The organism is Corynebacterium tuberculostearicum, from assembly GCF_022347235.1.
Classification (GTDB): domain Bacteria; phylum Actinomycetota; class Actinomycetes; order Mycobacteriales; family Mycobacteriaceae; genus Corynebacterium; species Corynebacterium tuberculostearicum_F.
Map to the genome: position 1 here is coordinate 30,988 of NZ_JAKRDX010000016.1, position 22,476 is coordinate 53,463.

At 61.1% G+C, this 22,476-nt stretch carries 23 protein-coding genes; 11 read left to right on the top strand and 12 right to left on the bottom strand.

Annotated features, from left to right (window positions below; genetic code table 11):
- The first annotated feature begins 195 nt into the window (after window positions 1-195).
- The 3 genes from MHK09_RS09135 to MHK09_RS09145 are packed head-to-tail and all read left to right on the top strand — an operon-like array spanning window position 196 to window position 3,631.
- On the top strand, window positions 196-1,161 hold the full coding sequence (locus tag MHK09_RS09135; RefSeq protein ID WP_250413354.1) for a 1-phosphofructokinase family hexose kinase: 966 nt from the start codon (window positions 196-198) through the stop codon (window positions 1,159-1,161).
- 13 nt (window positions 1,162-1,174) lie between these two features.
- Window positions 1,175-3,307, top strand: coding sequence for a PTS fructose transporter subunit IIABC (locus tag MHK09_RS09140; protein WP_250413355.1), 2,133 nt, complete (start codon window positions 1,175-1,177; stop codon window positions 3,305-3,307).
- Between the two features lie 54 nt (window positions 3,308-3,361).
- Window positions 3,362-3,631 carry an HPr family phosphocarrier protein gene (locus tag MHK09_RS09145; protein ID WP_005325102.1) on the top strand — a complete coding sequence of 90 codons (270 nt, stop codon included), beginning with the start codon at window positions 3,362-3,364 and terminating at the stop codon, window positions 3,629-3,631.
- Window positions 3,632-3,699: 68 nt separating this feature from the next.
- Here the strand turns inward: MHK09_RS09145 and MHK09_RS09150 are convergent, their stop codons facing one another.
- The 3 genes from MHK09_RS09150 to hflX form a co-directional block, all read right to left on the bottom strand.
- On the bottom strand, window positions 3,700-4,689 hold the full coding sequence (locus tag MHK09_RS09150) for an HNH endonuclease signature motif containing protein (protein WP_250413357.1): 990 nt from the start codon (window positions 4,687-4,689) through the stop codon (window positions 3,700-3,702).
- Between the two features lie 131 nt (window positions 4,690-4,820).
- Complete coding sequence (locus MHK09_RS09155; RefSeq protein WP_250413359.1) at window positions 4,821-6,101, bottom strand: uracil-xanthine permease family protein; 1,281 nt, start codon at window positions 6,099-6,101, stop codon at window positions 4,821-4,823.
- A gap of 31 nt (window positions 6,102-6,132) precedes the next feature.
- A complete protein-coding gene (hflX, locus tag MHK09_RS09160) occupies window positions 6,133-7,626 on the bottom strand; it encodes a GTPase HflX (RefSeq protein ID WP_250413360.1) in 1,494 nt (497 codons plus the stop codon).
- Window positions 7,627-7,701: 75 nt separating this feature from the next.
- Here hflX and MHK09_RS09165 point away from each other — a divergent pair, with 75 nt between their 5' ends.
- Window positions 7,702-8,499: a hypothetical protein gene (locus MHK09_RS09165; RefSeq protein ID WP_250413361.1), complete on the top strand. Its 798-nt coding sequence runs from the start codon at window positions 7,702-7,704 to the stop codon at window positions 8,497-8,499.
- A 36-nt stretch (window positions 8,500-8,535) separates the two neighbouring features.
- Entirely contained in the window at window positions 8,536-9,147 is a 612-nt protein-coding gene (locus tag MHK09_RS09170) for a hypothetical protein (protein ID WP_251068738.1), read from the top strand.
- Between the two features lie 32 nt (window positions 9,148-9,179).
- Here MHK09_RS09170 and dapF read toward each other — a convergent pair whose 3' ends face one another.
- The 3 genes from dapF to MHK09_RS09185 are packed head-to-tail and all read right to left on the bottom strand — an operon-like array spanning window position 9,180 to window position 11,541.
- Window positions 9,180-10,040 carry a diaminopimelate epimerase gene (gene dapF, locus MHK09_RS09175; RefSeq protein ID WP_005325108.1) on the bottom strand — a complete coding sequence of 287 codons (861 nt, stop codon included), beginning with the start codon at window positions 10,038-10,040 and terminating at the stop codon, window positions 9,180-9,182.
- A gap of 5 nt (window positions 10,041-10,045) precedes the next feature.
- A complete protein-coding gene (gene miaA, locus MHK09_RS09180; RefSeq protein WP_200435536.1) occupies window positions 10,046-10,954 on the bottom strand; it encodes a tRNA (adenosine(37)-N6)-dimethylallyltransferase MiaA in 909 nt (302 codons plus the stop codon).
- Entirely contained in the window at window positions 10,942-11,541 is a 600-nt protein-coding gene (locus MHK09_RS09185; RefSeq protein ID WP_250413363.1) for a hypothetical protein, read from the bottom strand. The genes miaA and MHK09_RS09185 overlap by 13 nt, the downstream gene beginning before the upstream one ends.
- Window positions 11,542-11,677: 136 nt before the next feature.
- Between MHK09_RS09185 and MHK09_RS09190 the strand changes: the two genes are divergently transcribed.
- A complete protein-coding gene (locus MHK09_RS09190) occupies window positions 11,678-12,982 on the top strand; it encodes a DUF349 domain-containing protein (RefSeq protein ID WP_250413364.1) in 1,305 nt (434 codons plus the stop codon).
- Complete coding sequence (locus MHK09_RS09195; RefSeq protein ID WP_250413365.1) at window positions 12,982-14,112, top strand: GNAT family N-acetyltransferase; 1,131 nt, start codon at window positions 12,982-12,984, stop codon at window positions 14,110-14,112. The genes MHK09_RS09190 and MHK09_RS09195 overlap by 1 nt, the downstream gene beginning before the upstream one ends.
- A 14-nt stretch (window positions 14,113-14,126) precedes the next feature.
- On the opposite strand, the gene MHK09_RS09200 is transcribed toward MHK09_RS09195, so the two are convergent.
- From MHK09_RS09200 to MHK09_RS09220, 5 genes are all read right to left on the bottom strand, one after another.
- Complete coding sequence (locus MHK09_RS09200; RefSeq protein ID WP_250410072.1) at window positions 14,127-14,756, bottom strand: Rv2732c family membrane protein; 630 nt, start codon at window positions 14,754-14,756, stop codon at window positions 14,127-14,129.
- Between the two features lie 22 nt (window positions 14,757-14,778).
- Window positions 14,779-16,341, bottom strand: a complete 1,563-nt coding sequence (miaB, locus tag MHK09_RS09205) for a tRNA (N6-isopentenyl adenosine(37)-C2)-methylthiotransferase MiaB (RefSeq protein ID WP_200435534.1) — start codon at window positions 16,339-16,341, stop codon at window positions 14,779-14,781.
- A 45-nt stretch (window positions 16,342-16,386) separates the two neighbouring features.
- Window positions 16,387-16,989: a recombination regulator RecX gene (gene recX, locus MHK09_RS09210; RefSeq protein ID WP_005325115.1), complete on the bottom strand. Its 603-nt coding sequence runs from the start codon at window positions 16,987-16,989 to the stop codon at window positions 16,387-16,389.
- Between the two features lie 50 nt (window positions 16,990-17,039).
- Window positions 17,040-18,176, bottom strand: coding sequence for a recombinase RecA (recA, locus tag MHK09_RS09215; RefSeq protein ID WP_005328639.1), 1,137 nt, complete (start codon window positions 18,174-18,176; stop codon window positions 17,040-17,042).
- Window positions 18,177-18,358: 182 nt separating this feature from the next.
- Window positions 18,359-18,574 (bottom strand): DUF3046 domain-containing protein, encoded by a 216-nt coding sequence (locus tag MHK09_RS09220; RefSeq protein ID WP_005325117.1) that lies wholly within the window; start codon window positions 18,572-18,574, stop codon window positions 18,359-18,361.
- Between the two features lie 163 nt (window positions 18,575-18,737).
- Between MHK09_RS09220 and MHK09_RS09225 the strand changes: the two genes are divergently transcribed.
- The 3 genes from MHK09_RS09225 to MHK09_RS09235 are packed head-to-tail and all read left to right on the top strand — an operon-like array spanning window position 18,738 to window position 20,625.
- Window positions 18,738-19,301, top strand: a complete 564-nt coding sequence (locus tag MHK09_RS09225) for a biotin transporter BioY (protein WP_200435532.1) — start codon at window positions 18,738-18,740, stop codon at window positions 19,299-19,301.
- Complete coding sequence (locus MHK09_RS09230) at window positions 19,301-19,993, top strand: energy-coupling factor ABC transporter ATP-binding protein (protein ID WP_250413366.1); 693 nt, start codon at window positions 19,301-19,303, stop codon at window positions 19,991-19,993. Before MHK09_RS09225 ends, MHK09_RS09230 begins: the two co-directional genes overlap by 1 nt.
- A gap of 11 nt (window positions 19,994-20,004) precedes the next feature.
- Window positions 20,005-20,625, top strand: coding sequence for an energy-coupling factor transporter transmembrane component T family protein (locus MHK09_RS09235; protein WP_250413367.1), 621 nt, complete (start codon window positions 20,005-20,007; stop codon window positions 20,623-20,625).
- Window positions 20,626-20,704: 79 nt separating this feature from the next.
- On the opposite strand, the gene MHK09_RS09240 is transcribed toward MHK09_RS09235, so the two are convergent.
- Window positions 20,705-21,565: a PspA/IM30 family protein gene (locus tag MHK09_RS09240; protein ID WP_005325125.1), complete on the bottom strand. Its 861-nt coding sequence runs from the start codon at window positions 21,563-21,565 to the stop codon at window positions 20,705-20,707.
- A 444-nt stretch (window positions 21,566-22,009) separates the two neighbouring features.
- Here MHK09_RS09240 and MHK09_RS09245 point away from each other — a divergent pair.
- The coding region (locus tag MHK09_RS09245) for an IS110 family transposase (protein WP_250413368.1) at window positions 22,010-22,476 on the top strand (467 nt) is incomplete at its 3' end.

The window sequence follows — 22,476 nt, forward strand, 5'->3', positions numbered from 1 at the left end:
GCGTACTTCCTTCGAAGATAGCGGTTTATTAACTTCCAGAACACCACAAATCGGATAGAAAAGCAATGTATACCACAGAAATTCTGTTGACTTTCGGACACAATCGGACAAGAATCAACATTAAGGGCGGGCCATGCCCGCGAGGTTCTCCCCAACGGCGTTCGGCCCCAATATACAACCTGCGAAAGGGACAACTTGATTCTCACGCTGACCCCCAATCCCAGTATTGACGCCACCCTTGTGCTCAGCGAGCCATTGACCTCCGGTGATGTCCACCGGGCCAGCGAGGTCACACAGGTTGCTGGCGGCAAGGGTGTAAACGTCACCCATGCCGTGCACTTGGCCGGCGAGCAATCCTTGGCTCTTTTCCCGGCCCACGACTCCGATTCTTTCCTAAATCTCATCCACTCGGCCGGGCTACCTTCCTCTGCAATCCCCATGGACGGCACAGTTCGCGTCAATACCACCATCACAGAGCCTGATGGCACTACCACCAAGGTCAACGGCCCAGGCCCCGTGCTTTCCGACGCCGACTCCCGCGCCATTACCTCCGAGCTCACCGCCCGCGCCCTTGCCTCCGACTGGGTGGTCCTAGCCGGCTCCCTGCCGCGTGGCGTTAACACCGATTGGTATTGCGACCTCATCTCCGCGGTCCGCGCGGCCGCACCACAGGCTCGCATTGCCGTCGATACGTCAGATGCCCCAATGCAGGCCATTGGCGAAAGCCTCAATTCTGCTGCGCCGGATCTCATTAAGCCGAACGGCCTAGAGCTCGGCCAGCTCACCGGAACCGACGGCCGCGAACTAGAAAACCAGGCCGCACGCGGCGAGTACTCGGGGGTTGTTCGGGCGGCCCGGGACGTCGTCAAGCAGGGCATCGCAGAAGTACTCGTCACCCTTGGCGGTGCCGGCGCGGTGCTGGTTACCGCGGATGGCGCTTGGGCTGCAACTCCACCGCCAGCAACGGTGAAATCCACCGTAGGCGCCGGTGACGCCGCGCTCGCCGGATACCTCCTCGGCCGCACCACCGGTAAGTCGCCGGCCGATAGTCTCGCGCAGTCGGTGGCCTACGGAACTGCGGCTGCATCCAAACAAGGCACCCAATTCCCTCGCCCAGAAGAACTCGATATCGCACATACCCTCGTAAACTCGCTAGCCTAAGGAGTGCCTAATCATGGCTTCCGACCTCATCACTACCGACCTAGTCGCGCTCGACGCTGACTTCGGCGACAGCGTTGACTCCGTCATCACTAACCTGGCCACGCTAGTCCATGACACCGGCCGAGCCACCGACATCGCCGGTTTGGCACAGCCCGCCATCGACCGCGAGGCCAAGGCCGGTACCGGCGTCCCTGGCGGAGTCGCCATTCCGCACTGCCGCTCCGAGGCCGTGACCGAACCCACCCTCGCATTCGCCCGCCTGAGCCGCGGCGTGGATTTCTCCGGCCCCGACGGCGACGCCCAGCTCGTCTTCCTCATCGCGGCCCCAGCCGGCGGTGGCAAAGCCCACCTGAAGATTCTGTCCAAGTTGGCCCGCGCTCTAGTGCGCAAGGACTTCCTCGAGTCCCTGCGCAACTCCCCCACCAAGGAAGAATTCGTCCGGCTTGTCCTGGACGTAGTCAATGCCGAAAAGCCGAAGAAGAAGCCAATCGAAGAACCGGCCGCCCAGGGCGCTGCTGCCGGCACTGCCGCAACTGCTGCCGGCACTGCCGCCGCCGGTGCCGTCGGCTCCTCCGCCGCGGCGCCCTCGGCCGCATCCCCTACCGACGCAGAATCTTCGGCCGATGTCACCCGCATCGTGGCCATCACCGCCTGCCCCACCGGCATCGCCCACACCTACATGGCGGCCGACGCCCTCACCCAAACCGCGGCCGAGCGCGATGACGTATCTCTGACCGTTGAGACGCAGGGCTCGTCTAATAATGAGTCTGTCTCCCAATCCACAATCGACGCGGCCGATGCAGTCATCTTCGCCACGGACGTCGGCGTGCGCGACCGCGAACGCTTCGCCGGCAAGCCGGTAATCGAATCTGGCGTCAAACGCGCCATCAATGAGCCCGGCACCATGCTCGACGAGGCCGTCGCTGCCGCTCACAACCCGCACGCCCACAAGGTCTCTGGCACCGCTACCCACGCCGACGCGGAAGAAGAAGGTCAGTCGCTCGGTTGGGGCAAGCGCATCCAACAGGCAATTATGACCGGCGTGTCCTATATGGTCCCGTTCGTCGCGGCCGGCGGCCTGCTGCTCGCCCTCGGCTTCCTTTTCGGCGGCGCCGATATGGCCAACGGCTGGCAGGCACTATCGACGGACTTTTCGCTCGGCAACCTCCCCGGCCACGACGTGACCATTGACGGCGAACTCATGCACTTCGAGCGCTCCGGCCTGCTGCTCTACCTTGGCGCAGTTCTCTTCGCTATAGGCCAAGCAGCAATGGGCTTCATCGTCGCCGCGCTGTCGGGCTATATCGCCTACGCGCTCGCCGGCCGTCCGGGCATCGCCCCGGGCTTCGCGGGCGGCGCGATCGCGGTCACCTTGGGCGCTGGCTTCATCGGTGGTCTGGTTACCGGTCTGCTGGCAGGCTTCATCGCGATGTGGATTGGCAACTGGAAGGTACCGCGTTGGCTAGGCTCGCTCATGCCGGTTGTTATTATCCCGCTGCTGACCTCTCTAATCGTCGGCCTCGCAATGTACCTGCTGCTGGGTGCACCGTTGGCAGCCATCATGGAAGGCCTGCAAAATTGGCTATCGTCCATGTCCGGTTCCTCGGCTGTATTGCTGGGCATCATTCTCGGCCTGATGATGTGCTTCGACTTGGGCGGCCCAGTCAATAAGGCGGCCTACCTCTTCGCCACGGCCGGGCTGTCTACCGGTGACGAGTCCTCCATGCAGATCATGGCCGCCGTCATGGCGTCCGGCATGGTCGCACCAATTGCGCTGTCGCTGGCTACGTTTATCCGCAAGTCGCTGTTTACCCCGGCCGAGCAGGAGAACGGCAAGTCTGCCTGGCTGCTGGGTCTGTCCTTCGTCTCGGAGGGCGCCATCCCGTTTGCGGCGGCCGATCCGTTCCGCGTCATTCCTTCGATGATGGCCGGCGGCGCGGTGACGGGCGCGATTTCGATGGCTTTGTCGGTCGGTTCCCGTGCCCCGCACGGCGGCGTGTTCGTCTTCTTCGCCATCGACCCGTTCTGGGGCTACCTCGTGGCCATTGCGGCCGGCGTGGTTGTCTCCACTGCGGCGGTGCTGGCGATGAAGCAGTTCTGGCCTAACAAGGCCGCCGAAGAAGCCGCCCAGAACGTGGCAGCATAAACCAAACACTCGTACACTGGATTCTAAAAATCCCCGTAAGAAAGGATATTTTCGATGGCTTCCAAGACTGTAAAGGTTGGCTCCTCTGTAGGCCTGCACGCACGTCCTGCATCTATTATCGCGGACGCTGCCGGCGAGTTCGATGAGGATATCTTCCTCAACCTGGTCGGCGACGATGATGAGGACGAGACCGATGCGGCCTCTTCCCTGATGATCATGGCTCTTGGCGCAGAACAGGGCGATGAGGTTACCGTCACTTCTGAAAACGAAGAAGCAGTGGAAAAGATTGCTGCTCTCATCGAGAAGGACCTGGACGCTTCCTAAGTCCTAAAACGGTTCCACTTTAGGCTCCCCACCCGCGCGGTGGGGAGCTTTTCGCTTGCCGACGCCACCTATCCCCACGGTGGCACCCACCTCACCTGCCCGCGCACCCGGGCTAGCCGGCCTCGGCGCGGCGGGGCGTTGGGGTCATCGTCATTGACGCCATTGTGATAGGGACAGCAGGTCGCAAGGTTCGCAGCGTTGGTCTCGCCGCCATGCTTCCAGGCTTTGAGGTGGTGAATCTGACACTTGTCGGCGGGATAATTGCAGCTCTCCCACGGGCATACCGGGTTGACCGCAGCCGCCATGAGCCGCTGCTTGTCGTTGGCCACGCGCGAGGTCCGGTAGAGGTTGACCGGCCCCTCGTGGGGATGGGCGAGCGTGACATAGCCGTGATCGCTCAGTGTCCGCGCGACAAGCTCCGCTCCGGTGATTCGAGCGCCATTGGTGAGTTGGAGGGTGATTTCCTCGCCGCCGCCGTCGACTATTCGGTCGAGTTCATCAAGGGTGAGAACCACCTGCGTCGTCACCGTCGCCCGCGTCGCATCCGCCTTGCCAAAGAAGAGGTCTTTGGCAGATTCCAGGGGCTTATTGGCGTCTAAGGCAGCGTGCATATCCGCCACATCGGCCGAATCCCCGGTAATGGTCAGTGACCATGGGCCGCCGGAGCGGCGGGTAATGCGCACTCCCTTTTCGGGCGTACGGCGCGGTCGCAGTTCGCGTACCAAGGCGCGGGCACGCTTTTCCAGGGCGGTGGCGCTGCCGCGAAAGGCACACAGTTCGGTGCGTAGGGTCCAGGCATCCCGCTGCGTCGGCAAGCGCAGGGCATACTTTTCAATCAGCAGTAGCACGTCGAGGGAATGCCTAGTCTGCCGCGCCGCTCGCTGTTTGGCAGCAAAGCCGCACCGGCCGAAATAGGTATCGCATAGACGCAGCAGGTCGCGCGCGGCGATGTCGGAGGCGCCCCGCGCGATGAGCTCGCGATCGCTCAGCCCTTGAACGGCGGCGACAATGTCCATGCCGGCGTTCACTGCGTTTAAGTATGCGTCCAATGCGGTCATGCCGCTAAGTAAAATAGCCCCCGCACGCCTTCGCGAGCCGCATATCGGCCCGCTGTGGATAACCCGCGTTGGCCCGTCAACAACACTGCCCGCCGCGGGCGCGCGACGGGCAGTTATCCACAGGTGGAAATTTAGTACTTGGCGCCGTGCCCCTCGCCGACGGAATCGTAGAGCTTCTTCATAATCGGATAGGCCACGATGATGCCTACCGAGCCCCACGCAATGCCCTCGAGGGAGACCCCGCCCACGGTGAGGGTCAGGTTGCCGATGCCCGCGATAAGCGCCACCGCGGCCGCAGTCAGGTTGACCGGGTTATTGAAATTAACCTCATTATCCATCCAGATGCGCACACCCAGCATGCCGATGAGTCCATACAGCACGATGCAGGCACCGCCCAGGACGCCGGTCGGGATGGTGAAAATCAGCGCACCAAACTTCGGCACAAAGGCCAAAAGGATGGCGGTAAAGGCTGCTACCCAGTAGGCGGCGGTGGAATATACACGGGTTGCGGCCATCACGCCGATATTTTCGGCGTAGGTCGTGGTACCGGAGCCGCCAAAGCCGCCGGCAAGGGTGGACGCGAGGCCATCGGCAATGAGGGCGTCACCGGCTAGGTCATCGAGATCGCGCTTTGTCATCTCGGAGACAGCCTTGACGTGGCCGACGTTTTCCGCGATGAGAACTACCAGCACAGGAAGTGCCACGGCAATGGCGGAGACGTTGAAGGAAGGCGCGTGGAATTCCGGCAGGCCCACCCACGGGGCGGCATCGATGGCCGCCACGGCGTCATCGCCGAGGTTGCCGGTCAGCGCGGCGAAAATCCAGCCGACGACCACACCGAGCAGGATGGACAGACGCGAGACCATGCCGCGGCCGGCGACGGTGGCCAGCACGATGACGAGCAGTGTCACGGCGGCCACGAGCGGCTGGGAGGCAAAGTTCTCGGCCGCATTCGGCGCTAGGTTCAGGCCGATGAGGGCCACAATCGCACCGGTGACGGCCGGCGGCATGACGGCATCGAGCACGCGGCGGCCGGCGATTTTGACTACCACACCCACCGCGGCCAAGACGAGGCCGGTGACCAAAATGGAGCCGGCTTGCGCGGCGATGCCGTACTGTTGCGACGCCGAAAGCGGCGCGATGAACGCGAACGAGGAGCCGAGGTAGGACGGCAACCGGTTGCGGGTGATAAGCAGGAACAATATGGTTCCGAGGCCGGAAAAGAGCAGCGTCGTATTGACGGGGAATCCGGTCAAGGTGGGAACCAAAAGCGTAGCGCCGAACATGGCCACCACGTGCTGCATTCCGATGCCGATGGTTCGGCCCCAGCTGAGTCGTTCTTCCGGCGCTACGACCGCGCCCGGTGCAATCCTTTTACCGTCTCCGTGGACGGTCCAACCTTTTAAGCTCACGAGCCTTAATTATGGATCACCCGGGGTGGTTTTAGGAAACTTCCTCCACGATGAATTCGGCGAGTTCGTGGGCGGTGGGTGCGGGAAGGCGGACGTCGACAAGCGTGCCATCAGCCGTGTACTCCTCGTGGCGCACCGTGCCCTCGGCATGTACGCGGGCCACCACATCGCCGCGGGTGAAGGGAACCTGCAGCTTGACGTGGCTGTCGCGGGAGTTGAGGAAAAGCTCCACGCGCGCGGTAAGTTCGTCGATTCCCTCGCCCGTGCGCGCGGATACGTAGACGACGTCCTCGTGGTCGAGTACGTGACGCAACTCGGCGAGCACTAGCGGGTCGGCCTGGTCGATCTTATTGATCACGATGATCTCGGGCGGGGCCTGTTCCCCGGTTTCCGCGACAATGTCATAAATGACCTGGTTGACGGCCTCAATCTGCTTGAGCGGGAATGGGTCAGAGCCATCGACCACGTGCAACATAATATCAGCGGCCAGCACCTCTTCCAGGGTGGATTTGAACGCCTCGACCAGCTGCGTGGGCAAGTGGCGGACAAAGCCGACGGTGTCGGTGAAGACAACCTGGCGGCCGTCGGCAAGCGTGGCACGGCGAGTGGTGGGGTCCAACGTGGCAAAGAGTGCGTCCTCCACCAGCACGCCGGCGCCGGTCATGGCGTTAATGAGCGAGGACTTTCCGGCGTTGGTGTAGCCGGCAATGGCTATCTGCGCGATGGTCGAGCGCTGGCGCTTGGAACGCTTGACCTCACGGGCGGTCTTCATAGCGCGCAGCTCCTTGCGCAGCCGGGCCATCTCCGTGCGGATGCGGCGGCGGTCCGTCTCAATCTTGGTCTCACCGGGACCACGCAGGCCGACGCCGCCGTTGGAGCCGGCGCGTCCGCCCGCCTGGCGCGAAAGGTTGCCGCCCCAACCACGGGTATGGGTGTAGAGGTATTCCAGCTGCGCCAAGGAAACCTGCGCCTTGCCCTCTTTGGACTTGGCGTGCTGGGCAAAGATGTCAAGGATGAGCATCGTGCGGTCAATGACCTTGGTGTTAAGCGCGCGCTCGAGAGCGGTGAGCTGGCCAGGATTGAGCTCGCCATCGCACACCACGGTATCGGCGCCGGTGGCCTCGACGATGTCGCGCAATTCCTTGACCTTGCCGGAGCCAATGAAGGTGCCGGAATCCGGCTTATCGCGCTTTTGGTAGATCATCTCTACTACTTCGGCGCCGGCGGTCTCGGTCAGCGCTGCAAGCTCGTCCATGGTGGCTTCGACTTCGGCCACGGTCCCTTCGGTCCACACGCCAACCAGAATGACGCGCTCGAGGCGCAGCTTTCGGTACTCCACCTCGTAGCCATCGGTGGTGTCCTCAGCGCGGATGGTGGTCTCACGGGTAACGCGACGGAAGGCGTTACGCTCTGCCAGGTCAAGGTCACCGGTGGTGGGCGTCGCCTCTGGTGCGGCTGGGGCGTCGTTATCGCGGAACGCGCGGGCGAGGAGATCGTCGTTATTGTGCTGGGAAAATTCGGTCATACTACCTCTCATTTTGGCACGTTGCGGCCGAAAGCGGGAATTGCGGATTCTTAGCTGGCTGCACAAGGCGATACAATGGCGGGCATGAACGTTAAGGACACTGGGGTGAAGCAGAATACCGAGATGCAGGCCATTGGCCTCAATTTCGAACGCTGGCAGGACGCCGTCGAGGCCGCCATCGCTAGCGATCGCTTGGCCGTTACCGGTGAGGTACGCGGTGGTCAGCTGATTCAGTTCACCGATCCATCGGGCGCGCAGCTCAATATTCTCGCGGTGGAACCTTTTGCTACCTACATTGGCTTCAATGCGGTTACGCAAGGGTTCGCCCACGTAGAGATGGTCAACGATGTTCTCGCCCTGCTGGAAATCATCGATCCTTTCGGCACCACCATCGCCCAGGCCACCGCGAACCTGGCGCAGGGGCCTTTGCTTGCCGACGAACCCTTGCAGCAATGGCAGCAAATCTCCCTCACCGCCATGGGCCTTGATGTCCGCACCTACGAGTCGGCAGATGCCTACGAGGCGGCCGAGGGCGAATTCCCGGCGCTCTTCGAGTCCGCAGGAGCAAAGGTTATTTCCTCCGGCTCTGGCGCGGAGGTTCCTACCCCAGCCGCTACTTTTGCGGCCCGCGTCATGGAATCCGAGTGGCGTACCAATGAGCTAACCGGCGAGAAATTCGCCCACCTCGTCATGGATGGCCTCTTCCCCTTCGATCTCTGCCTGCCTGCAGGGGGCGACGAGCTACCGGCCAAGGACACTATCGTGGCCGGCACCGCCCTGCTGACGGCTTCTATTGAAATGCCCAGCGGTGGCTGCGGCGACGGCGCTGGCTGCGGTTGTGGCTCTGGTGGCTGCGGCTGCGGCGGCCATTAAGAACTGACGCAAAGGTCTGGTGGAATAGCTGTGTGGATGCCTTTCCCGGAAAATGCGAGAAACCGGCGGGTGCTGGTTCTCGCGCTGATCCTGGTGGGATCAGTGGCGGTTGTGGCAACCCTAAAACTTCCCGGGGTTTTCATCGCGGCACTACTTATCGCGGCGGCGCTGCTTATGCTCCACACCCGGCCGGACGCCTCGGAGCAGGCGGCGCTGCGCAGCTCTATTCGGCTCTCGGCCGAAGATATTGAGGACGTCTTGGCGGAGTACGAAGACTTCCGGTCCTCCGAGGCGGCCGAGAAGATCGCGGACCGCACGCTCTACCGGCCGGCGCTTTTAGATCTGGATTGCTCCGACCCCACCATCGAAGCCTTCCACTATGAAATTTCGGGCGCCCGACGGTTCCTGCGCCGGTTGAACCTGCGCGTCAACGCGGAAGAGATCAGCACCAACGAGCTGGAATCCTTGCTCAAGGTGACAGATGAACGAGCCCGCGAGCTCAAGGAAACCTGGCTATCGGCCCGCCGCGCCGCCTTTGCGCTCGGGCCGAAGTATGAAAAGAACGAAGTAAAAAATCGCGCCCTGCGCCGCCAAGCCCTAGAAGAGCAAGCGTTCGAGGAAGAGGAAAACGAAGGGCGCAGCGCCTAAGCACTCACCGCGCGCGCCGGGCCCGACGCGGTCTAAAGGGAGGTCTCGCCGGTGGCGACGATCGCCGACGGGCCGGTCAGGCGCGAGCCACCCTCGTAGATGTCCACCGTCACTTCCCCGCCGGGAACGTGTACGTGCACGGTGCCGTGAGGGGTGGTGGTGTGGTCAACGGCGGCGTCGGCAAGCGCGGCGGTCGCGGCCGCCACGGTGCCGGTGCCGCAAGAGCGGGTCTCTCCTACCCCGCGCTCAAAGACGCGCATGTGCACGTGGCCATCGCGCAGCGGGGTCACGACCTCAACATTCACGCCGGCTGGGAAGAAGGCTTCATCGATGACTGGCTGCTCGAAAGTCTTGGCCGCAAGTCCCTCGGCGTCCAGCCCCGGCACTACGGCCGCGAGGTGGGGGTTGCCCATGTCAACGCCTAGACCGGCGTAGCTCTCCCCGGCCATAGACGCGGTGGATACACCCGTTACTTCGGCCGGTCCCATCTCTACGGTGACCTCGGCCGCTTGCTCATCACACGAGTGCACCGTCACGCGCTTGGCGCCGGCGCGGGTACCGATGGTGAACTCGTCTTCTTCGACGAGGCCGCGCGACCGGAGCCAGTGGGCGAAAACGCGGGTGCCATTGCCGCACATTTCGGCCACGGAACCGTCGGCGTTGCGGTAATCCATAAACCAGTCAGTGGGCGCGATGCCCTCGGCCAGCGCCTCGATTTCCCCCGCCGCGAGCAAGGCCTCGGCGCGCACGACGCGCAGCAATCCGTCGCCGCCGATACCGGCGCGGCGATCGCACAGCGCCGCTACGCGCTCGGGGGCAAGCGGCGTGGCGGCCGCGTGGTCTTCGACGATGACAAAGTCGTTCTCAGTTCCATGACCCTTGGCAAATTTCATGCTCCCTACCCTAGCGCGCGCAGCGCCTGGGCGGTCGTATCGCCCGCGGCATCCAACCACGTGATGCGCTTGTCGCGATTGAACCACGAGCGTTGGCGGCGCACGTAGCGCCGTGTCCCGGTAATCGTGCGCTCAACGGCCTCATCCCAGGTGAGTTCGCCGCGCTGGGCCTGGAATACCTGCGCATAGCCTATGGCACGCCCGGCCGTGGAATCGGCCACCAAGCCCTGGGCTTGGAGGCGCTCGACTTCCTCGATGAGCCCACGCTCAAACATCTGGCGGGTGCGCAGCTCGATGCGCGGATTAAGCCAATCTGCGTTGGTGCGCAGGCCGAGCAAACGGGTACCCCACCGCGGCGGGGCGTCCTTCGGCGGTTGGCTGGCCTTATAAGGTTTACCGGTCAGTTCGATGACCTCCAGGGCGCGCACAGTGCGCCGTGGGTCCTTATCTTCAATGATGGCGGCCGCGGCCGGGTCCACCTGCGCCAGCTCCTCGTGCAGGGCGTCGGTGCCGATTTCTACGCGCCGGGCCTCATACTTGGCGCGGACGGCGGGGTCGGTGGGTGGGAACTGCCAGTCGTCGACAAGCGCTTGGGCATAAAGCATCGAGCCTCCGACCAGGATTGGCGTCTTGCCGCGGGCCATGATGCCTTCCACGTCCGCGATGGCATCGCGCTGATAGCGCGCCACAGAAGCGGTTTCGGTCACGTCCCACACATCGAGCTGGTGGTGCGGGATTCCCTCGCGCTCGGCCGGGGTGAGCTTGGCGGTGCCAATGTCCATACCGCGGTAGAGCTGCATGGAATCGACGTTGACCACCTCGCCGTCCAGCTCCTGCGCCAGCGCCAACCCCAGCGCGGATTTGCCGGAGGCAGTGGGTCCAAACACTGCAATCGGGCGCATTAGACCTCCCATCCTGCAACGTAGCGGCCAACCCCCAGGGTGGCGTCGGTGGCCAGCAACTGCTTCTTCTTAGGGCCTAGGCCCGCCAATTCCTCCCAAAGGGCGGGCTCTACCACACCGCGCTGGGAAAGCCATTCGCCTGCCTTGCTTGCCGACGCCCCCATCAGCACCTCCTCGCACCACTCGTGCGCTTCCTGGGCACCGGGAACGAGCGCCATGGGGGCTCGCTCGGTCAGGCCCGCGCTGCCATCTGCCACGACGATGGTGAGCGCCGCTGGATCCGGCTGGCCGATGCGCTCCCGGCTAGCGCGGGCGTTAAGCTGCGGCACGCTGTGCAGCACGTACCGGGCCATAATCTCGGGTAGATAATTGCCGCCGCCTAGGTTCGTGGCCGCACCCCACGCCTTTAAGCTGCCGGTGTGGGCGGTGTACCAGCGCTTGTCCTGGCTGCCGACGATATCTGCCTGCGTTATGCCGGCGGCCGCAGCCTCCACCGCGAGGGTGCGGGCAGCGGCAAGCAGTGCGCGAGAAGCGGCGTCACGAGCGGAAAGCTCCACGGCCAGCGCGGGCGAGGCTGGCATTACCATGAGATTGAACATTATTCCTCCATACTATCTACCCAAGTGGAGGTAATTAAATAGAATCTGGGCACGCGTGGGATATTCGCGGTAATGTATCCAGTGATTTTATTCGGCAGCCGTGACGCGCGGCGATCTATACATAGGAGGGCTTGTCATGTCTCCCATCCCTACCCCAGGTTCCATGCCCAAGAAGGGCCCTCGTCCCACCGCAAAGCCTGTTCCCGTCCAGGCACCAAGCAAGAATGACCCGGCTAAATGGGGCCGCGTCGATGCGGATGGTTCCGTCTTCGTTTCCGCTCCGGAGGGCGAACGCAAGATTGGCGAATGGCAGGCCGGCACCCCCGAGGAGGGCCTACAGCACTATGGCGCGCGCTACGACGATCTCTCCACCGAAATTGAACTGCTCGAGGCTCGCCTGCGCGCCAACCCCGGTGAGGCCGCTGGCATCAAGAAGACCGCAGCGCAATTACGCGAAACCCTGCCTACCGCTGCGGTTATCGGTGATATCGCAGCACTTGACCGCCGCCTTGTTGCCGTCATTGAGCACTCGGTAGAAGCCGGCGAGCAGGCGCAGGCCGATAAGGAGCGTCGCCGCGAGGAAGCTATTGCTGCCAAGGAGAAGCTGGCGGCGGAAGCAGAAGAGATTGCTGAAAACTCCACCGAATGGAAGGCCGCCGGTGACCGCATCCGCGCCATCTTAGAAGAGTGGAAGCAGATTAAGGGCATTGATCGCAAGACCGACGATGCCTTGTGGAAGCGCTACTCCCGCGCCCGCGACTCCTTCAACCGCCGTCGGGGCTCCCACTTTGCCGAGCTGGACCGCGCCCGTGCGGTTGCCCGCAAGAAGAAGGAAGAACTCGTCGAGCGTGCCGAGGCCATCCAGGATTCCACCGAGTGGGGACCCACCGCCCGCGCCTACCGCGATTTGATGACCGAGTGGAAGGCCGCCGGCCGCGCCCCGCGCGACGTGGACGATAAGCTGTGGGCCCGCTTCCGCGCCGCCCAGGACAAGTTTTTCAATGCCCGCAATGCCGTCAATGACGAGCGCGACCGCGAGTTTGCAGAAAATGCCAAGGCCAAGGACGCCTTGATTGCGGAATACGACGGCCAGATCGACCCGTCCAAGGGCATCGAGGGTGCGAAGGCTAAGCTGCGCGAGCTGCAGGAAAAGTGGGAAGAGATTGGCTTCGTTCCCCGCAAGCAAGTGCGCGAGTACGAGTCCAAGATTGAGGCGCTGGAGCAGCGCGTCACCGAGGCAGAAAAGTCTGAGTGGCGCCGCACCGACCCGGAGGCGCAAGCACGCGTGGCGCAGTTCCAAGCTAAGGTCGATGAGTTTAACTCTCAGGCCGAGGCAGCTGAGGCCAAGGGCAATGCGAAAAAGGCCGCTGATCTGCGCGCACAGGCCGAGCAGTGGCAGGCTTTTGCCGACGCCGCCGCTAACGCCGTCAACGATAAGTAGTGCACCTCGTCCACATTGCGCGGCCACCGCGGCCGCCGCACTCGCCTACCGCTCACGCCCAGCCCAGCGAACCTGCGGACTGCATTCGCAGCTTCGTCTTTTGGGCCAACTTGGCGGCCCAAGAAGCAAGCGGCGATGCCGCGGCATCGACGTCGCCGGGCCGCGTGGTTCAACGTCTGCAAGGTTCTAGCGAATCACAGACCCATCTCTTTGCCGTAGTGGACGGCGACTCCACCCTTGGTGAGGTTTCTGAGCTGGGGCTGCCACAGATTCCCGCAATAGAACCCAGCCCAGAACTGGATTACCTCGGGTTCATCCACATTAGCCTGCCGCTTTTAGAAGAGCGCGAGGCAGCAGAGATTGAATGCGTGCTGTGCGATTTGCCCCTCCCTGGCGAACAGCTCGATGAGGAGGAGCGCAAAGTAGCCGAGTGGATGGGGACAAAGGCGCTGGAGCTGGCCCGGAAACTCGGCCGCACCGTAGCTCACGTGGGACTATTGCACCCGCCGGGCGCGGACCCAGACTACGACGCTATGGGCAGCATCTACCGCCAGCTGGGGTTTACGCAAAGGCACGCGGAGCACCAGCTGGTAATGGACATCCCCGAAAGCCCTGTCGCAGCACTGCTCCCCGCAGGGATCACCGCCCGAGTCTGGCCAGATTACGACATCCCTGAAGGCTACCTCAACGAGGTCATGCGGCTGCTTAGCCTAGCGTCTACAGATGCGGAAACTGGTGATCTGACGGTGGAGCCCATCGTGTGGACGCGTGCTCGATTGCGCGAAGCGCACAGCCGCCTGCGTTCTCGTCGCGGGCACACGCTTCTTATCGCACTCACCGCCGAGGACGGGAGCATTCTCGCGCTGACCGAAATGGCGCGGCACGAGGACGCGAATCCTGAGGTATGTGAGTGGACCCTGACTGTGACCGATCGCCCGCACCGCCGCCGCGGACTTGCGCAGCTAGCCAAGCTCACAGCGCTGCATGAGGTGGCAGGCTACTGGCCGCGGGTGCGGCGCTGCTATTGTTCCGTTGCGGCCAAGGATGCGGCAATGAATGCCATTTACCGCAGCCTGGGTGCCCGGGAACTCTCCCGCTCTTCTGCGTGGGAGTTGCGGCTGCGGCACTAGTGGCGGTGATAGGCCTACTGCTCGCCGCGCTGGGCGCGATGACGTTCGGCAGCTTGCTTGCGGCGATTGTCCACCAGTGGCTCCCGCTGCGGTGCCGCGTCTATCCTGGATTGAAATTCGCCCACCTCATCGAGTTGTCCGGCGGTGGCGCGCACGCGGGCTTCGGCAGCCTTCTGCTCTGGGCTGCGGCGCAGCGCCACCGTGCTATAGGCCAGAAATGCTAGGAAGGTAGCTAGCATTCCTACCCACATTCCCAGCGACGCCCCGTCGGCGGTAGAGCCACGGAACCAGAAGCCCCATAGGTTGGCGAAGAAGGACACCGTCACCAGCATCCATGCAATCAGTCCAGGCGTGGCGCGTCGGGTGAACAGCGTCACCGGAGTAAGAATGCCCAGCCCAATGAGCGCGAGCCACGCAGAGACGGTTTCCATGATGGAAATCCTGACGCCGCTTGACGTGGTGCCAAAGGTCAATGCCTCCCAACCGTGGGCTGGACCGGCGTAGGGCAAAATCAGGTAGAGGATATACGCCACCACCGCAATGCACAGCGTGACCTTGTGACCGCCGAGGTCCATTGTTTGTGCTGCTCTCCGCTCAGCGTTAGCTGCATTGTGGGCTGCGGTGGTCGTATGTTCCTCAGTCATGGCTCCCTAGCTTACTCCCCTGCTAGCAACCGCAGGAATCGCCGGGTTCGGCTGCCGCGGGCTTGCCAATCGACGGCAATCCCAGACCGACGCCGATGGGTGCGGTGGTAGGCGTTTCGCCGGCAGCGGACATGTCGCCGGCCTTGGTGCGGGTGTGGGAGGTCACGGCGGCGTCGGCAAGCAAGAAGAAGGAGCCCGCACCAGTGACCTGGGTATGCACCACATCGCCCGGGCGAATCTCCGCCGAAATATCCGTGCCTTCCGAATCAACCGGGGTGAAGTGCACTAGGCGGCCATCGCGCGCACGGCCGGTCATGCGGTGGGTTTCATCGTTCTTGCGGCCGCCTTCGGCCTGCACCAAAAGCTCCACATCGGTGCCGATGAGCTTCTTGTTTTCCTCGGCCTGGATGCTATCTTGCAGGGCAACGAGACGCTCGAAACGATCCTGGACGACCTCCTTGGGAATCTGGTCCTCCATTTCCGCAGCCGGGGTTCCCGGACGCGGCGAATACTGGAAGGTAAAGGCCGAGGCGAAACGAGCGCGGCGCACAAGCTCCATGGTGTCTTGGAAGTCTTCCTCGGTCTCGCCTGGGAAGCCCACGATGATATCGGTCGTGATTGCGGCGTGCGGAATCTTGTCCCGTACCTCGTCCAAAATCCGCAGGAACTTCTTAGTGCGGTAGGAACGGCGCATGTCCTTAAGGACCTTGTCGGAGCCGGACTGCAGCGGCATATGCAACTGCGGGCATACGGCAGGGGTCTCGGCCATGGCGTCGATGACGTCCGAAGTAAACTCCGCTGGGTGCGGGGAGGTAAAGCGCAGGCGTTCAAGGCCTTCGATCTTGCCCACCTCGCGCAGCAGCTTAGAAAAGGCGAAACGGTCACGCGGCATATCGGGATCGGCGAAATTGACGCCATAGGCATTGACGTTTTGCCCCAACAAAGTCACCTCGGATACGCCCTGGTCCACCAAGGCTTTAACCTCGGCCAAGATATCGCCGGGCCGGCGATCCTCTTCCTTGCCGCGCAAGGAAGGAACAATGCAGAAGGTGCAGGTGTTATTGCAGCCTACAGAAACAGAAACCCAGCCGGCATAGGCAGACTCACGCTTGGCTGGCAAGACCGACGGGAAGGCCTCGAGGGAATCAACGATTTCCACCTGTGCTTCATCGTTGTGCCGGGCGCGCTCTAGCAGCGTCGGCAGGGCCGCCATATTGTGGGTGCCAAAGACAGCATCAACCCACGGGGCATTATCTAGGACGGTGTCCTTGTCTTTCTGCGCCAAGCAACCGCCCACGGCAATTTGCATGCCGGGATGATTTTCCTTTGTCTTCTTCAAGGCACCCAAGGTGCCGTAGAGCCGTTTATCGGCATTTTCGCGCACGGCGCAGGTATTGAAGACGATGAGATCTGGCTCCACGCCTTCGCCGGCGGCCGCGTAGCCGGCCTCCTCCAAGAGACCAGAGATGCGCTCGGAATCGTGCACATTCATCTGGCAGCCGAAAGTTCGGACTTCATAAGTACGGTTATCTGCGATTGTCTGCTCCACGTCGGCATAGTTTAGCCATGAAGCTAGGCATCTCATAACTGCCGGACTTAGCCATTCCGGCGCTACCCTGCCTTGGCCGTATCAGTCCTCTGCGCGCAGCTCCACGCACCGCGCGTCAAGGGCTGCGATTGCGATCTGCAGCGACATTCCTTCATTGAAGCCGCGGCGTGCCAGCACCCCCACAATGCGACGTAGGGCCTTGTCGCGCTCCTTGCGATCCTCCGGTACGGATTTAATGGAGCGAGCCTTCTTTTCCGCAAGGGCCTGTGCCATGGCTTCTTCATCGGCAGGGTCAATCTGCTCGAGCGCCTCAGCACGATCGGCCTCGCTCACGCCCTTTTCCCGCAATTCCCTGTTGAGAACCGAGCTGGACTTGCCGCGCCGCTTATGTCGTTGGCGCACCCACTCGTGTGCAAAAGCAGCGTCGTTCACCAGCCCCGCGTGGGCCAAATCATCCAGCACGTCCTCCACGACATCTGGCTCGAACTCGGCGTTTACTAGACGATCATAAAGCTCTTTCCGGGACCTAGAACGCTGATCCAAAAGACCCAGCGCCCGAGAGCGGACCTTGGCCTTGGCTTCTTCTGCCTCTCGATCAAAAAGCCCACCCCCAGCTGCTCCATTCTCATAGGCCTCGAGGGCCTGACGGAGTTGGGCGAGCTTTTCGGGGGCGGGCTGATTCATGATGCAGATTCAAATAGTACGCGGACTGTGTGGGGACGGGTTAGACGTTTCTAGTCGTCGTCAAAATCGACGTTTGGAACGAGATCCACGGACTCATCAGTCAATGGGTCATCGGCACCAGGAACGTCCATCGCGGCACCCTCCTCGCCTTCGGCCGCGGCCTCGCCGATACCGAGCTTCTGGAAAATCTTCTGCTCGATTTCATTGGCCAGATCCGGGTTATCCTTCAGGAAATTACGCGCCTTCTCCTTACCCTGGCCCAACTGGTCGCCTTCGTAGGTAAACCAAGAGCCGGACTTGCGGATGAAGCCGTTTTCGACGCCAAGGTCAATGATGGAGGACTCGCGAGAGATGCCTTCGCCATACATGATGTCGAACTCGGCAATCTTAAATGGTGGCGAGACCTTGTTCTTTACTACCTTGAGCTTGGTGCGGTTACCGATGGCATCTTGGCCATCTTTTAAGGTCTGGATGCGGCGGATATCGCAGCGCACGGAAGAGTAGAACTTGAGCGCCTTACCACCGGTGGTGGTCTCTGGCGAGCCGAACATCACGCCAATCTTTTCGCGCAGCTGGTTAATGAAGATAGCGGTGGTACCGGAGTTGTACAGGGCACCGGTCATCTTGCGCAGCGCCTGGGACATCAGGCGGGCCTGGAGGCCGACGTGACTATCGCCCATCTCACCTTCAATTTCCGCCTTCGGGGTAAGGGCAGCTACGGAGTCAACGACGATGATGTCAATTGCGCCAGAGCGCACCAGCATATCGGCAATCTCCAAGGCCTGTTCGCCAGTATCTGGCTGGGAAACCAAGAGGTTATCGGTATCCACGCCAAGCAGGCGAGCATACTGCGGGTCGAGCGCGTGCTCGGCGTCAATAAACGCGGCAATGCCGCCGTCCTTTTGCGCGGATGCAATAGCGTGCAGCGCAACAGTGGTCTTACCGGAAGACTCCGGGCCATAAATCTCTACGATGCGCCCGCGCGGGAAACCGCCAATACCAAGAGCGACATCGATTGCGGTATTACCGGAAGAAATGGCCTTAATCGGTGGGCGGTTGTCATCGCCCAGGCGCATCACAGCGCCTTTGCCGTAATCCTTCTCAATCATGGCCATCGCGGCATCGAGGGCCTTTTGGCGGTCATCCCCCTTAGAGGCGGCAGAAGAAGACTTCTTTTTGGTTGCCATTAACTTTCATCCTTATCTTTAACGACGATGTACTAACGCATTATTAGACTGCCGTGGAACTCAAACGGTTCCCTCCGTCAACGCCATCCCACTGTAGACGACTGCATCGACACCTCCGCCATATTACATACATCTGTTCGAATTTCGAAAGTGGACACGCCAGTCCGCCACATTCAACGGCGCTATAAAGTAGGGTAATCGACTCCCAACCTGCGCTCCTTCGGTACATCAAAGTCATCGCACAGGCTCAGCCATACGCGACGCGGATCGACGCCGCGTTCGATAAGCTCATCGGGCGTCGCCCCGAGGTCGGGCAAGACATGGGAGTGGCTAATCCACTTTCCCTTAGACTCGCCAAATTCGTCCACAATGAGCTGGTGATACTCGGTCAATCGCATGCGCGCTATCCTACTCAGCACTTAAGCACGGGCGCCAGCGGTCCAGAAAGCGTCGATTGGGAGCCCGCCGCAATGGCCCTGCCTCACAACTATCAGCCTCGGATGAACACCGTTCAAAACCCTCAATTGTCTGCAGTTTTCATGCAGTGCTAACCTCTTGAGCATGAAAAAGAACTCTCTGGCAACCACCATTGCCTATGTTGCCGTGTTTACCGCTCTCGTCATCGTCCTTGCCTTCGTGTCCATCCCCATCGGTTCGGCCGGCGTGCCCATCGTGCTGCAAAACGCAGCACTGATCCTCGCCGGCCTAATTTTGGGCAGCAAGCGCGGCGGATACGTGGGACTCCTCTTTTTGTTCCTGGGCCTTGCCCTCCCAGTTCTGGCAGGTGGCGGAACCACGCTGCGCGCGCTGGCAGGCCCAACCGCGGGCTACATCATCGGCTATGTTCTCTCGCCTGCGGTTGCAGGTGCAATTGCCTACCGCTCCCCTAAGAACAAGGGCGGCATGGCCGTCGTACTTGCCGTTGCCGCAATTGTCGGCCTTGCCGTCCAATACATCTGCGGCGCCTTTGGTCTCATGATCCGCTCCGGCTTGGAAATTGGTCCAGCCTTCGCCGCCCAATTGCCCTTCATCCCTGTCGATGCCGGAAAGCTTGTAGTTGCCGTCATCATCGCTCTCGGTGTTCACTCAGCCTTCCCCGATCTGATGGGACGAAAGGCTGCCTAGTGCCCACGATCGACTTTTCCTCGGTCACGGTGGCCTTTGATGACACCGTGGTGCTCGAGGACATCAACCTCACCCTCACCGAACAACGCATTGGCATCATCGGCCAGAATGGTGGCGGGAAATCCACCTTGACCAGGCTCATTAATGGGTTGGGCGAGCCTAGTGAAGGTACGGTGACGGTGGACCAGATGGACGTCGCCAAGCAGGGCAAAAAGGTGCGCGAAAAGGTGGGGTTTGTCTTTTCGGATGCCGAAAACCAGATTGTCATGCCCAATGTGCGCGATGACGTCGCCTTTTCGCTCCGCCGCTTTAAGCTGCCCAAACACGAGCGCCTCGCCCGCGTGGATGCTACCCTCGAGCGCTTCGGTCTCGCCGAATTTGCTGAACGCTCACCGCATACGCTCTCCGGCGGACAAAAGCAACTACTCGCGCTGGCAGCGGTCATGGTCATCGACCCGATTCTCATCATCGCTGATGAGCCCACTACCCTGCTGGATCTGCGCAACCGCGATCGAATCAGAAGAGAATTCGCGCGATTGGAACAGCAACTACTTGTGGTGACGCACGATCTGGAATTTCTGCGCGATTTTGATCGGGTCATTTGCATCGATGACCACCACATCGCCGCGGATGGCCGGCCGGCGGAGGTCATAGATTTTTACCAAGACCTCATGGCCCAGCGGCCGCTGTAGGGAGAATTGTCATGCAACGACGCACGAATCTCCCACTTTCCGTCTATGTTGATGGCACCAGCTTTGTTCATCGCATCAAGCCTAGTTGGAAGATCGCATTCCTCTTAGTCTTTATCCTGGTCACCAGCATCTTTTTCAAGTCCATTCCGTGGGCAGCAGGCGGCGTCATTTTCGTCGTCTTTCTCTATGCTTGCGCCCGGATTCCACTGCGCATTGCGTGGAGTCAGATCTGGCCGCCTCTCTTTTTCCTAGTCCCCTTGGCAGGCTTTCAATGGTGGGCCAAGGACTTCGACTATGCGGCGGTGATGTTCCTCAATGTCTTCGCCGCTATGATGGCTGCCTTCTTGCTCACGCTGACCTCCACGGTCGATGAGATCATGGAGTCGCTGGAAGAGTCGCTGCAGCCCCTAAAGCGACTCGGAATACCGGTAGAAAACATCAGCTTGGCTATGTCACTGACTATTCGGCTCATCCCGCTGATGTTTGAAACCGTCTATGAGGTCCTTGATGCCCGTAAAGCGCGCGGTGCCGGAATGTCCCCACTCGCATTTGGCACCCCGGTTATCATTCGCTCCATCCGGCGAGCGCGCGCCATGGGTGACGCTTTGCAGGCCCGCGGCGTCGGCGACTAGCAGCAATAGTTATCGCCTCCCACGCACCACCAAATGATGGCCGAGGGAGGCGATAATTATTTAAAAGACTGTCGGGGGTTTACTCCCCACGCAGCTCACGCAGCCGGGCCTGCACAGCATCATTGTTGGCACTGCCTGGCTGAGCAGCGTTGTCGGCAGCAGAGCCGGACGCTTTATTGCCCTCAATGGCCTGAGCCTTATTACCTTCCACGGACTTAGAAGAGTTCATTTCACTGCGAATCTGCTCCAAGCGGGAATGACCGGCCATCTGAATACCAGCTTGTTGTACCTCGGCCATGCGGTTTTCCACGGAGTTCTCAGCAAGCTCAGCCTGGCCGAGTGCCTTGGAGTAACGGCGCTCAATCTTATCGCGCACAGCATCCAGAGACGGCGTATTGCCATTGGCAGTCAGCTCGTTCATGGAGTTCAAAGACTCAGAGACCTTTTCCTGCATCTTTGCCTGCTCCAGCTGGGAAAGCAGCTTGGAACGCTCATTGACCTTTTCGCGCAGCGCGGCGTTATTACGCTGAACCGCATTCTTGGCCTTTTCTGCCTGCTGTAGTGCCTGGTCGTGCAGCTTCTTGGTATCCTCCACGGACTCCTCAGCCGTAACCAGCTGGGCGGCGAAGGCCTCTGCCGCGTTCTCGTACTCCACGGCCTTATTTTCATCGCCCTTAGCACGGGCCTGATCAGCCAATTCCAGAGCCTGGCGAGCATTGCCCTGCAGCTTTTCTACCTCTGCCAAACGGCGGTTAAGCTGCATTTCCAGCTGGCGCTGGTTACCAATCACGGCGGCCGCCTGCTGAGACAGCTCCTGGTGCTGGCGCTGAGCATCTTCAATAGCCTGCTCGATCTGCACCTTCGGATCGGCGTTTTCCTCGATCTTATTATCAAAGAGTGCCATCAGGTACTTCCAGCCCTTAACAAATGGGTTCGCCATGGTGTGCTTCAACCTTTCTAGGTTAAAAAATGTGCGTAATGTTCTGCTGTTTATACTAGCGAAGCGCTGTTTCCGCCGCTTGTACTCCCCGCGGTCGCGGGCGCTTGCCGACGCCCATTACGTTGTTGGCAGTTCCGCTTGAAGGAACTCAGGATTCGTACTCCTAGCCCCATGCTGGGGCAGGCTATGTTTATCTGCGTTCCTTCTGCCTTGTTGCAGTGGAACTAGTCGCTGGCTTCGGTATGGCTTGTTTTCGTCCCTGTCTGAAAATGATCCGGGGGGTGATGCCGCCGAAGGCAGTGACATACTCCAGACTGCTAATAGGAACCTGACCCGCACAGAATGTGCGAGGTCTCAAAGTAATGTGGATGCCAGCGTGAAGTATGTCCGACCACCAGCGATGAAATAAGTCCCATACTCATTCAATTCGCTTGGAGGTTTGCTATGACCTACGACTATGTCATCGGCATGGACGTTGGTAAATACTTTCACCACGCTTGCGTCTTAGATATCGACGGCACCCAGGTGCTATCTAAGCGCATCAACCAAAACGAAAAATCCCTGCGCGCACTGTTTTCAACGTTCAGCGCACACGACCACAAGGTCCTTGTCGTCGTGGACCAGCCAAATAACATTGGTCGACTAACTGTCGCGGTTGCTCAAGATCTCGGGATCGACGTGCGCTACCTTCCCGGTTTGGCCATGCGTCAACTCTCACGCATCCACGCTGGCAATGCCAAAACTGATATCCGGGACGCCTATATCATCGCCCATGCTGCAAAGAACCTTCCGGAATCCCTCCGCAGCGTCGACCGTGTCGAAGAAGCTTTCCTCCAATTGAAGGTCCTCAACGGTATCGACGAAGACTTAGCGCGCTCCTACACCAGGCTCATCAATCAGATTCGAAGTGC